The organism is Pedobacter sandarakinus, from assembly GCF_026240095.1.
GTDB classification, from domain to species: Bacteria; Bacteroidota; Bacteroidia; order Sphingobacteriales; family Sphingobacteriaceae; genus Pedobacter; species Pedobacter sandarakinus.
In genome coordinates this window covers 540730-554945 of sequence record NZ_JAPIVG010000003.1, presented here as the reverse complement: position 1 = coordinate 554945, position 14216 = coordinate 540730, and the positions used below count along the sequence as shown (strand labels likewise).

14 protein-coding genes are annotated in these 14216 nt (G+C 40.2%); 10 read left to right on the top strand and 4 right to left on the bottom strand.

Annotation, left to right across the window (positions count from 1 at the left end; genetic code table 11):
- Window positions 1-83 precede the first annotated feature (83 nt).
- Complete coding sequence (locus OQ268_RS11005) at window positions 84-1208, top strand: AI-2E family transporter (RefSeq protein WP_265856180.1); 1125 nt, start codon at window positions 84-86, stop codon at window positions 1206-1208.
- Window positions 1209-1368: 160 nt separating this feature from the next.
- Here the strand turns inward: OQ268_RS11005 and OQ268_RS11000 are convergent, their stop codons facing one another.
- Both OQ268_RS11000 and argS read right to left on the bottom strand, forming a co-directional pair.
- On the bottom strand, window positions 1369-2139 hold the full coding sequence (locus OQ268_RS11000) for a sulfite exporter TauE/SafE family protein (protein ID WP_265856179.1): 771 nt from the start codon (window positions 2137-2139) through the stop codon (window positions 1369-1371).
- A 50-nt stretch (window positions 2140-2189) separates the two neighbouring features.
- Window positions 2190-3962 (bottom strand): arginine--tRNA ligase, encoded by a 1773-nt coding sequence (gene argS, locus OQ268_RS10995; RefSeq protein ID WP_265856178.1) that lies wholly within the window; start codon window positions 3960-3962, stop codon window positions 2190-2192.
- Window positions 3963-4287: 325 nt separating this feature from the next.
- Here argS and OQ268_RS10990 point away from each other — a divergent pair, with 325 nt between their 5' ends.
- The 3 genes from OQ268_RS10990 to OQ268_RS10980 all read left to right on the top strand — a co-directional run bounded on the left by OQ268_RS10990 (window position 4288) and on the right by OQ268_RS10980 (window position 7385).
- Window positions 4288-5736, top strand: coding sequence for an arginine deiminase family protein (locus OQ268_RS10990; protein ID WP_265856177.1), 1449 nt, complete (start codon window positions 4288-4290; stop codon window positions 5734-5736).
- Window positions 5737-5799: 63 nt separating this feature from the next.
- On the top strand, window positions 5800-6711 hold the full coding sequence (ctlX, locus tag OQ268_RS10985; RefSeq protein ID WP_265856176.1) for a citrulline utilization hydrolase CtlX: 912 nt from the start codon (window positions 5800-5802) through the stop codon (window positions 6709-6711).
- Window positions 6712-6806: 95 nt separating this feature from the next.
- Window positions 6807-7385 carry a PhnA domain-containing protein gene (locus OQ268_RS10980; protein ID WP_265856175.1) on the top strand — a complete coding sequence of 193 codons (579 nt, stop codon included), beginning with the start codon at window positions 6807-6809 and terminating at the stop codon, window positions 7383-7385.
- 79 nt (window positions 7386-7464) lie between these two features.
- Here the strand turns inward: OQ268_RS10980 and OQ268_RS10975 are convergent, their stop codons facing one another.
- Entirely contained in the window at window positions 7465-7698 is a 234-nt protein-coding gene (locus tag OQ268_RS10975; RefSeq protein ID WP_265856174.1) for a hypothetical protein, read from the bottom strand.
- 481 nt (window positions 7699-8179) lie between these two features.
- On the opposite strand from OQ268_RS10975, the gene OQ268_RS10970 reads away from it, so the two are divergent.
- The 4 genes from OQ268_RS10970 (at window position 8180) to OQ268_RS10955 (ending at window position 11168) form a co-directional block, all read left to right on the top strand.
- Window positions 8180-9568, top strand: a complete 1389-nt coding sequence (locus tag OQ268_RS10970; RefSeq protein WP_265856173.1) for an arginine decarboxylase — start codon at window positions 8180-8182, stop codon at window positions 9566-9568.
- 108 nt (window positions 9569-9676) lie between these two features.
- A complete protein-coding gene (locus tag OQ268_RS10965; protein WP_265856171.1) occupies window positions 9677-9913 on the top strand; it encodes a DUF433 domain-containing protein in 237 nt (78 codons plus the stop codon).
- Complete coding sequence (locus OQ268_RS10960) at window positions 9906-10259, top strand: DUF5615 family PIN-like protein (RefSeq protein WP_265856170.1); 354 nt, start codon at window positions 9906-9908, stop codon at window positions 10257-10259. The genes OQ268_RS10965 and OQ268_RS10960 overlap by 8 nt, the downstream gene beginning before the upstream one ends.
- Window positions 10260-10268: 9 nt before the next feature.
- A complete protein-coding gene (locus tag OQ268_RS10955; RefSeq protein ID WP_265856169.1) occupies window positions 10269-11168 on the top strand; it encodes a DUF72 domain-containing protein in 900 nt (299 codons plus the stop codon).
- Window positions 11169-11185: 17 nt separating this feature from the next.
- Here OQ268_RS10955 and OQ268_RS10950 read toward each other — a convergent pair whose 3' ends face one another.
- The gene (locus OQ268_RS10950; protein WP_265856168.1) at window positions 11186-11683 is read right to left on the bottom strand and encodes a DUF1579 domain-containing protein; all 498 of its coding nucleotides are present in this window, start codon (window positions 11681-11683) and stop codon (window positions 11186-11188) included.
- A gap of 74 nt (window positions 11684-11757) precedes the next feature.
- Between OQ268_RS10950 and OQ268_RS10945 the strand changes: the two genes are divergently transcribed.
- Window positions 11758-12471: a 3'-5' exonuclease gene (locus OQ268_RS10945; RefSeq protein ID WP_265856167.1), complete on the top strand. Its 714-nt coding sequence runs from the start codon at window positions 11758-11760 to the stop codon at window positions 12469-12471.
- Window positions 12471-14177, top strand: coding sequence for an ABC transporter ATP-binding protein (locus tag OQ268_RS10940; protein ID WP_265856166.1), 1707 nt, complete (start codon window positions 12471-12473; stop codon window positions 14175-14177). The genes OQ268_RS10945 and OQ268_RS10940 overlap by 1 nt, the downstream gene beginning before the upstream one ends.
- Window positions 14178-14216: the final 39 nt, after the last annotated feature.

Genomic DNA, 14216 nt, shown 5'->3' with positions numbered 1-14216 from the left:
GATTTTTTAGATTTACGGTAAATGGATAAATGAAAACATTTTACAGGCGATAGTGTTTAACTCTCAATCAGAATAAACCATATATGTATAACAATATACCTTTAACCGTAAAACGATCAATCGAATTACTGGGCCTAATGGCGGTTGCAGCCGTCATGGTCATTGGAAAAGACATCATCATGCCAATTTTAATGGCCTTTTTCATCAGCATTATGCTGCTGCCAACTTATCGTTTCCTTAAAAGGAAAAAAGTTCCGGAAACCCTGGCCATCATTTTACCGATTTTACTGGTAGCACTCTTCGTAGCCCTGATTGTCTGGTTTTTTTCCAACCAAATTGGTATTCTGGTGAAAGATTTTCCGCAGATAAAAGAAAACGTTTCACAACATATTAGCTCGCTGAGCGATTGGATTAGCCGAATTACGCACTACGATGATAAGCAGCAAAAAGCTTTCATCCAGGATAAAAGTGATGACCTGATGAATATGGGTACTTCACTGGCTGGCGGTGCAGCGGTTACCCTGAGCGGCATCTTTGTGTTCATCGGCCTCTTGCCGATCTACATTTACCTGATGCTGTTTTATAAAGACATCCTCCTTCGTTTTATCTTCATGTGGTTTAAAGCCGATGACCATCCGAAAGTGAAAGAAGCGATCTACGAAACAGAAAGTATTATCAAAAGCTATCTAGTGGGCCTGCTGATCCAGGTTACCTACATGACCGTTTTACTTGGAGGAATTTTGATGCTCATTGGCATAAAACACGCCCTCTTAATCGGCGTAGTCTTCGCCATCCTTAACCTCATCCCTTATGTCGGAGCATTAATTGGCAACTTGATTGGCGTGCTCTTAACCTTGGCTTCTTCGCAAGAATTGTGGCCGGTAATTACCGTGTTAGGTGTAATCGCTTTCGTTCAGTTTCTAGATAACAATATCTTAATGCCAAGAATCGTAGGTTCGAAAGTAAAAATCAATGCTTTATTTGCCATTCTGGGGGTCTTCATCGGCGGAAGTATTGCCGGGGTCTCGGGCATGTTCCTCGCCCTGCCTATTGTAGCGGTTATGAAAATCATTTTCGATCGTACCGATTCGTTTAAACAATGGGGTGTATTATTGGGCGATGAGCGTCCGGCAAAAAGCCCTATGACGTTCCCCGCATTTAGAAAGAAGAAAACAGTAACGGTAAAATCTGGAACAGAAAACGATTAAGAGCGATTTCGCTATTCTACAGGCTGTATAATCTATTGAGGAGTTTTTTGCCAGGAACAAATGCGTCTTTGGCCATCGCAAGGCGATGAAAAAACATCTATAGGTTATACAGCTTTTTTATGAAGTCCAATATTTAATGCTGATGATTCCCTCCTCATGGCTAGAAATAAGCTTTGATAATATCGAACGCGAAACGTAAAATGGTACCGAAAACAACTATCAGGAAAAAGACCCTGATAAATTGATTGCCTTTAAGCAGGGCTAACCGGGTACCGAAATAAGCACCTGTTAAATTAAATATGGCCATGGGAATGGCATACTGAAAAAGGATGTGTCCCGATAGGCTAAAATAGATAATGGCAGCCAGGTTGGTGGCCACGTTAACAATTTTTGCATGTGCACTGGCACCAAGAAAATCGAAACCTAAAATACCAATGAAGGCCAGCATTAAAAATGACCCGGTTCCGGGGCCAATCAGCCCATCGTAAAAGCCAATTAGCAACCCGAACAAGCCCGCTAAACCAACCTGCTTCTTCACGGCGTGATTTTTCTCCTGGTGAATACCAAATTGTTTATTGAAATAGGTATAGATGGCAACCGCAACCAGCACCACTAAAATAATGGGCTTAATAATCGAATTATCTATCTTGCTAACCAAAAATGCACCCGCAAGTGCTGCAAAGAAAGCCGCAATTGCACAGGCAACCAGCACTTTGTAATTAAACTTTACTTTTTTCGCATAGCGATAAGCGGCTAAGCTGGTCCCTGCAATGGATGGAATCTTCGTTGTTCCGAGTAAAGTGGCAACCGGATAGTGTGGCAAAATGAGTAAAGTGGCCGGAGTCTGTAAAAGTCCGCCACCACCTACAATAGCGTCTATAAATCCTGCAGAAAAAGCTGCAAGGCATAACAGCAGTAAATCGTTAAGCATAAATACTACGCCAGAAGTTTACAAGCATAATTTCTACTAATGGCATTTCCTTACATCCGCTCTGGCGACGTAATCCCCAAAATAAGCATACCTGCGTTGATCACATCTGCTGTTTTTTTGCATAAATTTAAGCGAAGCTGCTTGCTGTCCCCTTCATCGGTTTTAACAATTGGTGGCACCTCGTGGTAAAACTTATTAAACAGTTTTGCCAATTCGTATAGGTAATTAGCCAGACTCGCCGGACTATATGCTTTAGCAGCTATTTCAATCTCCGCAGGATATTTCGCCAATTGCAAAATCATTTCCAGTTCGACCGGCATCAAGTCCTCTGCGTCCACACCAGTAGTCTTTTGGGTATAGTTAGCTTTTGCCAACAACGATTTAATCCTGGCATGGGTGTACTGAATGAAAGGACCTGTATTGCCTTGAAAATCGATACTTTCTGCCGGATTGAAAAGCAGGCGTTTCTTCGGTTCTACCTTCAATAAGAAATACTTCAGGGCGCCTAAACCTATGTTTTTATACAGCTCCGCCTTATCTTCTTCGCTAAAATCGTTGGTTTTACCTAATTCTTCCGTTTTTTCACGGGCGGTAGTTACCATGCTTTCAATCAGTTCGTCTGCATCAACAACCGTTCCTTCCCTGCTTTTCATTTTACCGTTCGGTAAATCAACCATTCCGTACGATAGGTGGTATAAACCTTTCGCCCAGCTTTTACCCAGTTTCTCCAAAATCAGGAATAACACCTTAAAATGGTAATCCTGCTCGTTTCCCACCACATATATTGATTCATCCATGTTGAAATCGTCGTGTTTCATTTCGGCGGTACCCAAATCTTGTGTAATGTAAACCGAGGTTCCATCTGCACGTAAAACCAATTTCTGGTCTAAACCATCAGCCGTCAAATCAATCCACACCGAGCCATCTTCTTTTTTAAAGAAAACGCCTTTGGCCAAACCTTCTTCAACCGTACCTTTTCCCAACAAATAGGTATTGCTTTCGTAGTAAAATTTATCAAAGTCTACACCCAAATTGGCGTAGGTAACATTAAAACCGGCATAAACCCACTCGTTCATGGTTTTCCAAAGGGATACAACCGCTTCATCTCCCTGTTCCCAGGCAAGCAACATTTGTTGTGCTTCCTTAATCAGTGGTGCATTTTTCTTGGCTTCGTCTTCAGTTTGTCCCTCAGCTTTTAACGCGTCTACTTCTTTTTTATATTCTTTATCAAAAATCACATAGTATTTTCCAACCAGGTGATCGCCTTTTAAGCCTGTGCTTTCTGGTGTTTCGCCATTGCCCCACTTTTGCCAGGCCAGCATCGATTTACAGATGTGGATACCACGATCATTAACCAGGTTTACCTTCACTACATCGTAACCATAAGCTTTTAACAGCTCCGAAACCGAATAACCCAATAAATTATTACGTACATGGCCCAAATGGAGTGGTTTATTGGTATTTGGCGAAGAATATTCTACCATTACCTTTTTACCATTCGGCGCATAAATCCCAAAATCGGGTTTTAAAATTTCTTCATTAAATTGTTTTAAGAAATAACTTTCAGCAATACTTAAGTTCAAAAAGCCTTTAACAACATTAAATTTGGTTACATCGGCAACATTGGCAACCAGGTATTCTCCAATTTCATTTGCAGTCTGCTCTGGCGATTTCTTTGAAATTTTAGTAATGGGAAAAACGACTATGGTAGCCTGACCTTCAAATTCCTTACGGGTTTCTTGTATGTTGATCACACTTTCGGCAACTTCTTCCTGATAAAGTTCGAGAATGGCTTTCTGTGTTGCGGTAATAATAAAATTCATAGGGCGAAAATAAGGATTAAAGATGAAAGACTAAAGTGGAAAGCATAAGGCGGAAGGCTGAAGGCGGAAAGCATTATTTGAGAAAACATTTTTAAAGAATTGGAAAGGTACTGTTGCACTTATAGGTCACTTCAGCCCTCCTTTTCGCTGTAGTCCCGATTGATTTCGATGAAGAATCGAAAATCGGGAGCTGCCGCTTCAATGAGGTTTAATTTGCAACTTTATTACAAGAAACAAACTTGCTTGTGCAGGTCAACCTCAAATCAATCATCTCAATTCTAATATCTGAATTTTTCTAATAGCTTTGCAATAACTAACTTAATTTATGAGCGAGCAGCATTCAAACTTTAAAGTGGGCGTAAACACCGAGATTGGTAGGTTGCGCAAATTGTTGATTCACAGTCCGGATAGCGGATTGGGCAAGGTAGTACCCTCAAAGGCACAAGACTGGCTTTTCGAAGATATTGTTCATTTAGATACCATCCGCAAAGGCGAATACGATTATTATCTTAAACTCCTGATGTATTTCCTCGATCCGCAAAAGATTAAAGGCAAGCTTGCCCAAATCGATTCGGAAGAAGGTAATAGAAACTTCTTTAAACCGAACCACCCAGATTTTCATAACTCCGACTGCGTAATCGAAATTCAGAATTTATTGAGTGAGATGCTGCAAGATGAATCAATCAGGAAGAAATTAGTTGCCGCTGTTTGTGCCATAGAAGGTTGCACCTACAAGGTTCAAATTGCGTTAACCAATACAGACCATAAAGAATTGGCAGAAATTTTCATTTCGGGCACCCTGGCAAACGATACCATGATCTTTGCACCAATCCCCAACCTCATTTTTACCCGTGATGTTGGAACAACTATCAATAACCATATCCTATTAAACAAACCTGCAAAGAAGGCCCGCGTTCGCGAAACGCTGCTGATGCGGTATATCTTTTTTAACCATCCATTGTTTGCCAGCTACCGTGATAAGGTGCTCGAAATTCCGGATGTGACCATGCACTTTCTACGCCCGGGCGATGAGCCTGCATTTAGCACTACATTAGAAGGCGGAGACGTGATGATGGTAAGTCCAAATCACATACTCATTGGCTGCAGTGAAAGAACGTCTGAGCATGGCGCTAATGAAGCAATTAAGTTGTTGTTCGAGCATGATGTGGTAGAGAAAGTTACGGTGGTTAAAATCCCAAGCAAAAGAGATTACATGCACCTCGATACGGTATTTACCCAGGTAAAACGCAATACATGGGTAATCTTGAATTCGATAGCACATTCACCCAAATACAATCCTTACGAGCCAATTAATTTTTTAAAGGAACCCGAGAAATTGGAAGCTACTACCGCGATTCAGTTTACGAAAGCCAATCCGCAATCGCCTAAACATTTCGAACATGTAGAAGCTTTGCTAAACGACATCAGTAAGAACGACTTGAAAAGCAACGAGCCTACTAAAATTATTTACAGTGGTAATAACACCTTCCCTTACGATTCTAGAGAGCAATGGACGGATTCCTGCAATTTGTTGGCTATAAAAGAGGGTGTGGTATTGGGCTACGACAGAAACGATAAAACCGTAGAGGCTTTTAAAACGGCAGGATTTAGTGTGGTAGATGTAAAAGATTTAATCCAGGACTTAGAAAGTGGCAAAGCAGATGTTGAAAGCATAACAGATACATTAATTTTAATGCCATCAGCAGAATTATCTCGTGCCCGCGGCGGTTTTCATTGTATGAGCTTACCAATTTTAAGAGACAGCTTAAGTTGAAAAACTTAAAGTAACATTTGTCCGGCAAAACCCTTAATTTTTAAATCTTTACCTTCAAGTCTTATGCAAACTACCAACCACATTTTGATGATTCGCCCCGTTGATTTTAAATTCAACGAACAAACTGCTGGTAACAACAAGTTTCAGGTTGCCTCTACAGCACATGATGTACAGGCACAAGCGCTAAAAGAATTCGATGACTTTGTAAAGCTATTGAAGCAGAACGATATCGATGTAACCGTTGTTGACGATACCCTGACACCTGAAACACCGGACTCAATTTTCCCTAACAATTGGGTTTCTTTCCATGAAGATGGTTCGGTTTATCTATACCCGATGTTTTCAGAAAACCGTAGACAGGAACGCAGAAAAGAAATTATAGATGGCCTGAAAAATAAGTTTGAGGTAAATCATGTCAGCGATTTAAGCTTTTACGAAATGCAGCATGCATTTTTGGAAGGCACTGGTAGCATGGTTTTAGATCGGGTGAATAAAGTGGCTTATGCCTGTTTAAGCGTCCGTACCGATCAAGAAGTCCTGGATAACTTTTGTATGCTCACAGGTTACGAGGCGCTGTCTTTCCAGGCAGTAGATGATCAGAACTTTCCCATCTACCATACAAACGTGATGATGTGCGTAGGTGATCAATTCGCCGTCGTTTGCCTGGAGTCTATACGCTACGAAGAAGAGCGGATGGCGGTAACGATGCGCCTGAATAGCACCGGGAAGGAAATTATCGACATCAGCTTAGATCAAATGAACCATTTCGCTGGCAATATGTTGCAGGTTACCAACCTAAGCGGAGAGGATTTATTGATCATGTCAGAACAGGCCTATCTTTCCCTCCATGATAATCAAATCAGCAATTTAGAGCAATATTGCAGAATTGTGCAGGCACCACTTTATACCATCGAAAAAAATGGCGGTGGCAGTGCCAGGTGCATGCTTGCCGAGATTCATTTACCTGAAAAATAGTTGTGTCGATATAGGCAAAACTTAGGTATTGTAAAAAGGATCATAATTGTATTCCAATTAGTTTTACTACTTTCGCCAAAAATCGAAAAAAGGCCATGTCTTTACTACAAGAATTAGAAACTCGTGCGGATAAAATGTGCGAATTATGCAATGCCAAGGATCATTTAGGTATTTATGAAGTACCTCCTGCAAGCAATGCGCAATTATACAACAGTGTGCTTGTTTGTAAAACCTGCCAAGATCAAATTGAAAAAACCGAGCAGCTAGATGCCAATCATTGGAAAGTGCTAACAGATACCATGTGGTCTGCGCATGCACCAGTGCAGGTAGTAGCCTGGCGAATGCTAAGTAGGCTGAGGAATGAAGGTTGGGCTGCCGATAGTTTAGATATCTTATATTTGGACGATGAAACGCTAGAATGGGCAAAGAAAACCGGCGACCATGAACAAGATGGTACCGTTGAATTTCACCAGGAGAGTAATGGTGCCCGTTTGTACGAAGGCGATACGGTAGTGTTGATAAAAACGCTCGATGTGAAGGGTAGTACTTTGAACGCCAAGCTTGGTACCGTTGTAAAAAACATCAGATTAGTGCATAACAATACCGAACAAATTGAGGGTAAAGTAGAAGGGCAAACCATCGTTATCTTAACCAAATATTTAAGAAAAGGCTAAAACTTTAACTTCCACCACGTGGTGGGATGATTGCCACTTTTTTCTTAGTTGAACTCAGTTCCTTGACTCGGCGGGTACACTACCATACCGGTGGTGCATTAAAATTCTGAAGATTTTCGCAGTCGTAGCCAAATTTGGTTAACAAAGAAACGGCATCGCCAATTTTATCTACACTGGAATCTATCCGTAAAATTTTATCTGTGTCGGCTAAATCTACACTCCAGGATGCGTTAGAAAGCAGATTGTTTAGATGGTTTGCAATCTTACTTAGTTGCATTCCTGTTTCAATGTTGGTTTTGAAGATCGAGATCATATCGTCTGGTAGTTAAAGTATTTTTTAAGGTAGACGGATCAGTCAATTAATTACTTTAACAAAATAATAAATTTTTATTTTTTTTCGAGACGGTACAAGAAGCATACGTGTGTAGGAACAAATCCCTTTATAAAACTTGCTGTCCAGGCCCTCTAAACCCGATCGCAGTGAACACGAAAACCGATTTTTCTTCGGTTGAGTAAAACGGAGAGCGGGACTACCGCTTAAAATGAAATGCAGGCTGTGCTTTCCAAATCCCTTATCTAATTTAATCAATAAACGTAGCTGAGCAACCAGTTTAAAGGCTCTGGCATTAGCCACAATCTAATCGGCTAATCTTTAGACAGTGCTTTGCTCTCTTGTAAGCTGCACTTGCGATGCTACACTTGGAATTATTGCGTATCTATACGGTAAAAATATTTTGAATAAGGATTAATTCTCGATTTAAAATTACATTTTTGCAAAAATTATTACTACGTAAATGCAGAGTTATTCAGAATTTCTTGATCTAAGCGTTGGTTTTCCGCAAGAAGGATTCGATGTTATAGATGATGAATTATATTTTCAGGATTTAAACCTGATGGAAATGATTGAAACGTATGGTACGCCGCTACGTTTTACCTATTTACCGTTGGTAAGCAAGAAAATTCAGCAAGCTAAAATTCTTTTCCAAACTGCCATTTTAAAAAACAATTACCGTGGCGATTATAAGTATTGCTATTGTACTAAAAGTTCGCACTTTAGACATATTGTAGAAGAGGCTTTAAAAAACAATATCCACTTAGAAACTTCATCGGCGTTTGATATGCCTATGGTTGATGCGTTGGAGAAAAAAGGCATTTTAACAAAAGATACGACCATTATCTGCAACGGTTTTAAAACTTACCAATACAAGCAATATATTATTGATATGTTGCACGATGGCTATACCAACATTATCCCAGTGTTAGACAACAAAGAAGAGTTTAACCTCTTTGATGATGAAGTTGATATTGATACGCCTTGTAACCTGGGGATTAGAATTGCAGCTGAGGAACAGCCAGATTCGCAATTTTATACTTCTCGTTTAGGGGTACGGATGGAAGATATTATTGATTTTTACAACAATAAAATTGTGCACAATCCTAATTTTAGGGTTAAGTTGCTTCACTTCTTTATCAACTCGGGCATTACCGATTCGCCTTATTATTGGAACGAGCTAGAGAAGTACGTAACGCTGTATTGCAAATTCAAAAAAATTAATCCCGATTTGGATACCTTAGATATTGGCGGTGGAATGCCGTTTAAGGATTCTTTAGTTTTCGATTTTGATTACGAGTACATGGTAAACGAAATTGTTAAACGAATTAAAGAAATTTGTGCCATCCACGAGGTAATGGAGCCGGATATTATTACTGAATTTGGGAAATATACGGTGGCAGAGGCTTCGGGTATTTTATACAAGGTGTTAGGCCGCAAGCAGCAAAACGACCGCGAGCGTTGGTTGATGCTGGATGGTTCATTTATTACCAACTTACCAGATGTTTGGGCTTTAAACCAAAAATACATCTTGTTGCCTATTAATAATTGGGATGCAGAATATGAGCGGGTAAACCTTGGCGGTATTACTTGCGATGGGCAGGATTATTACAACCAGGAAGCACACATGAACAGTGTATTTATGCCAAAAACCCGTAAAGTACAATACCTTGGGTTTTTCCATACGGGTGCTTACCAAGAGGTATTAAGCGGTTATGGAGGCATACACCATTGTTTGTTGCCTAGTCCGAAACATGTGTTGATCCGGAGAAATCGTGATGAGAGTTTCAACTTTGAAGTTTTCGGAGAGGAACAAAACAGTAAGCAGGTTTTGAAGATTTTGGGTTATTAGATTAGCCGCGAAGAACATATTTTAGAAAGAGCGCTGAGTATTTACCTGGCGCTTTTTTTATGATGATATATAACAATCAGATTATATTGTTTTTTGTTATATTTGATTATGGGACAAGAGCAAGTAAAATTATTCGATCGCATTACGGCCACTGATGGTTTAATGGGAGGAAGGCCAACTATCCGAGGGTTGCGTTTTCCCGTATCTGATATACTTGAACTATTAGCTAGCGGTATGAGTGCTACACAAATCTTCGAGGAGCATCCCATTCTTGAAAAGGATGATATCAAAGCTGCCTTGCTATTTAGTGCATTAAAGGTTGACGAGGATATAGTGCATGAATAATTGGGAAATTTGGACAGATACCAATATCTCCCCTATTATTGCAAAATGGATTACAGAATTTACCGACTTAAAGACAAAATCCTCATTCACCTTAAATCTTCACTATGCGGATGATTTGACCATATTTAAGATGGCTCAAATTTATGGTAACGTAATTATATTATCAAAAGAACGCGACTTTGAGGAACTCATCAAATGGTATGGAGCAACACCAAAACTTATCTTACTTAAAATTGGAAATTGCACCAATCATGCTTTATGGGAAAAGTTAAAACTCGAAATTAATTCCAGTATAGACATACTTTTGGATACCAATAAAGAAATTAATATTGCAACTATTTATTAAAAACTAAACATGCAATTCGGTAAAGTAGACGACCCATCGATTATAGATTTTAAACTTCCTGCTGATGCTGCAGAAACCCAGGCAATCCTGGCTGCGAATAAGCCAAAACGGAAATTCGAGGCTTATGTTGGTTGTGCCAAATGGAATAAGGCAGATTTAAAAGGCTTTTATCCCAAAGGGACAAAAGATGAGTTGACCTATTATTCAACTCAGTTTAATTCAATAGAGTTGAATGCAACATTTTATGGAATGCCAAGCAGCGAGCAGGTTATTACATGGACACAAAAAACACCAGCAAACTTTAAATTCTTCCCAAAACTTACCAATTCGATAAGCCATTTTAAGCGATTAATTAATGTGAAGGAACCGGTAGAGGCATATTGTGATGCGATAAGCAATTTTGAAGACAAGCTGGGAATGGCTTTTCTTCAGCTACATGATAATTTTAAACCAAAGGATTTCGAACGTTTAAAAACTGTAATTGAAGAGTTTCCGAAGGTAATACCTCTGGCGGTTGAGGTTAGAAACGGGGAATGGTTCTCTAATCCTGATATCGCAGCGCAGTTCTCATCGTTATTTGAAGAACACGGGATGACCAATATTATTGTAGATACTGCTGGCCGTAGAGATATGCTGCATATGCGACTGACTACGCCAACAGCATTTGTGCGTTATGTGGGTGCAAATCACGAGAGCGATTATACACGCCTGGACGAATGGGTAGAAAGAATTGCAATGTGGAAGAAACAGGGGCTCCAAAAACTGTATTTTTTTATTCACCAGAATATAGAACTAGCATCTCCACTCCTGTCTGCTTACTTCATACAAAAACTAAACGACACAATTGGCACTGAACTTACAGTGCCTGTAATGGCGAATGGTAGTACGCCGCATCCATCAATCCATTAGGCTTTTGGATTGGCTTACTATGCCCGTTTGTAGACCGTTTCAGTAGCTTTTGCTTCCTCTTCGCCAGGCATCACGTTGTAAGCGGTTAAAACAAATTCATTCCCACTAACAATTTTTAGCTCGGTACGCCAACCAAAAAGCTGATCGCCCCATTCTGGGTTGCCATAAGAACCCATGATAGAAAAGCCATTTGCGGTGGCATCTCCTTTGGCCTGCATTATTTGGGTGCCCATGTGGAAACTATCCATCCAGGTAAAGGTATATTGCTGATAAGGGATATCATAACCGATTATCATTTTACCTTCGAAAGGCTTTCCTTCCAATGATCCTGAATAATCGCATGAAATGAATCGATTACCTAAAATAGCGGTAATTGTTGCTTGCATCGGTGCCTCATCTACCAATACATCTTTCTCAAACCAGGTTTTGGTGATACCTTTCCAGCTGCCTTGAAGTGCCATTAATTTGCTGTGTTCGCCATCAGCTAGAGATTGCTCAAATTTAGTTATTCCCATCCCCTAAGTTAACAAATGTATAGCCATTTGCAAGGCCATCTTGCGTACAGAATATAATTTTATTATCTTGTTTGATGTTAAAGTCGCTCGATCTTAGTCAGGTAGTAGTACTGGATATTGAAACAGTACCGCAATATCCGTCATTTGCTGATCTTCCACCACACTTGCAGCAACTTTGGGATGAAAAAACCCAGCACCAGAGAAATCAAGATCAAACGCCAGATGTTTTTTACGAACGGGCCGGAATTTTGGCTGAATTCGGAAAGATCATCTGCATTAGCCTGGGTATCTTCACCTACCAGAAAAAGGCTTGGTCGCTCCGATTAAAATCATTTTCAGGACACGATGAGCGAACCATTCTAACCCAGTTCTCCAACTTAATAAAAAAACAATTACCGTCTTTAAAGTTTTGTGCCCACAACGGTAAAGAATTCGATTATCCATATATCTGTAGAAGACTACTGGTTAATGGCTTGGAGATTCCGCAACAGCTAGATGTGTCTGGCAAAAAGCCTTGGGAAATTAACCATCTCGATACCATGGAAATGTGGAAATTCGGCGATTATAAGCATTATACTTCCTTAAATTTACTTGCAACAATTTTAAATATCCCTACCCCGAAAGACGATATAGACGGAAGTCAGGTACGACAGGTATACTATGAAGCCAATAATTTAGAAAGGATTGTTACTTACTGCCAGAAAGATGTAGTTACCACTGCCCAGGTTTTATTAAAATTAAAAGGAATGGAAATAATTTCCCCAGAAAATGTTACCATTGTAACCTGATGCTAAACGTAGAGAATTTAAATATCGATTTTTATAATCAAGAAGATAAGACCTGGTTTAAAGCTGTAAAATCTATTAGTTTTGCGGTTAAAAAGGGAACAGTTTTGGGTATTGTCGGAGAATCGGGATCGGGAAAATCGGTGACCTCATTTTCCATCATGCGTCTGCACGATGAGCGATCGACAAAAATTGGCGGTCGTGTTGATTTTAACGAGGTAAGCCTTTTAAATCTCTCCACGCAGGAAGTGCGTCAAATTAGGGGAAATCAGATTGCCATGATTTTTCAGGAACCGATGACCTCCTTAAATCCGGTTTTTACCTGTGGCGAACAGGTTGCCGAGGCCATCATACTGCATCAAAAGGTTGATAAAACTACTGCTAAGGCACGAACAATTTCGCTTTTTGAGGAGGTACAGCTCCCACGACCTGAAAAAATTTTTGATAGCTATCCTCATCAAATATCTGGGGGACAAAAACAGAGGGTAATGATTGCCATGGCGCTCAGTTGCAATCCAGAGCTTTTAATTGCAGACGAACCAACTACAGCACTCGATGTTACCGTTCAAAAAACAATATTGGAATTGCTCTTAAAGCTTAAGACAGAACGAAACATGGCTATGATTTTCATCTCTCATGACTTGGCTGTGGTAAATGAGATTGCCGATGAAGTTGCTGTAATGTATCAGGGAGAAATTGTAGAGCAAGGCCCTGCAAGTATGATCTTTACAGATCCGCAACATCCTTACACCAAAGGCCTTCTCGCCTGTAGGCCTTCACCAAAGTTGCAGCTTAAAAAGCTTCCGGTAGTGGCCGATTTCTTAACTGGCGAAAGTGATGATGCGCAGGCACATTTAGCAGCAAATAACCAGATTACCACGCAGGAAATAAATATGCGTAGGGCAAGACTTTACCAACAGCAGCCACTGTTGCAGGTAGAAGATTTATGCACCTGGTACCCGATAAAGACCGGGTTGTTCGGCAAAGCAACTGATTATGTAAAAGCTGTTGATCACATCAATTTTAAAGTTTACCCAGGTGAGACTTTAGGTTTGGTTGGCGAATCGGGATGTGGTAAAACCACTTTGGGCAGAACCATCTTAAGACTCATACAGCCTACCTCTGGCCGCATAATTTTTCGGGGGAAAGACATTACCAATATGCCCAAGGGCGATTTGCGAAAGCTGAGAAAAGATATGCAGATCATTTTTCAAGATCCCTATGCTTCATTAAATCCCAAATTAAGCATCGGGCAGTCCATTTTGGAGCCGCTGTACGTGCATCAACTTCACGAAAGTGACCAAATCAGGAGGCAGAAAGTGCTAGAACTATTGGTTAAAGTGGGTTTAAAAGCCGAACATTTTAATCGTTATCCACATGAGTTCAGCGGCGGACAACGCCAACGTGTTGTTATAGCCAGGGCTTTGGCTTTAGAACCAAAATTTATCATTTGTGATGAATCTGTTTCTGCATTGGATGTGTCTGTACAGGCTCAGGTATTAAATCTGATTAGGGATTTACAAATTGAATTTGGATTAACCTACATCTTTATTTCACACGATCTAGCAGTTGTTAAACATATATCAGATCGGATATTGGTTATGAATAAAGGTAAGATAGAAGAAGAAGGTTATCCCGACCAGATTTTCGACCAACCTCAGGCATCATACACCCGAAAATTAATCGACGCTATTCCTGGGAACAGATAAAAACTTGCTCTTCCTTTAGCAATAATCACTAAATCCGGC